1 protein-coding gene is annotated in these 713 nt (G+C 41.5%); it reads right to left on the reverse strand.

The window, feature by feature from the left end; genetic code table 11:
- Nucleotides 1-109: 109 nt before the first annotated feature.
- Nucleotides 110-568, reverse strand: a complete 459-nt coding sequence (gene tnpA, locus G6Q48_RS21960; RefSeq protein ID WP_114365413.1) for an IS200/IS605 family transposase — start codon at nt 566-568, stop codon at nt 110-112.
- Nucleotides 569-713: the final 145 nt, after the last annotated feature.

Here is a 713-nt window from a genome sequence, read left to right on the forward strand (position 1 = left end):
AATAAATATCCTCCGGCATAGCCGGAGGTTTTTAATATGCGCCTATAAGGCTTTGTTACCAGCCGCGCCCTAACAGGCGCATAACGGCTCTGACATTTGCATCTATGGATTACTTACGGCCCGTAAACGGGCTGCCCGGATAGGGGAGCGACAATTGCTCTCCCAATTTATCCTGTTCTAACTGATGTTTTATATATTCTTGTATTCGTTTCGTATTCTTTCCTACCGTATCAACATAGTACCCTCTGCACCAAAACTCTCTATTTCGATATTTAAACTTTAAATCCCCAAATTGCTCATAAAGCATTAGACTGCTTTTTCCTTTTAAATACCCCATAAAGCTCGAAACACTCATCTTGGGTGGGATTTCTAGAAGCATGTGTATGTGGTCAACACAACATTCTGCCTCCACTATCCTGACATTTTTCCACTCACACAATTTCCTTAAAATACTACCTATCGCCCTACGTTTTTCACCGTAGAAAACTTGCCTTCTATACTTTGGGGCAAAAACAATGTGATATTTACAATTCCATCGTGTATGCGCTAAGCTCTTTTCGTCCCCCATTGGGACCCCCTTTTGATTTTTTGTTTGACTCTTGCAGTTGCCAGACCGCAAGGTGTTTTAACAAATCAAAAGGGGTTTTAATATCTTATTCAAAGCTGAAAGCTTTACGGAACCCCCAGCCTAGCTGGGGGTTTTCTATACACAA

It is taken from the genome of Providencia sp. M-27 (assembly GCF_011077905.1).
Lineage (GTDB): Bacteria > Pseudomonadota > Gammaproteobacteria > Enterobacterales > Enterobacteriaceae > Providencia > Providencia huaxiensis.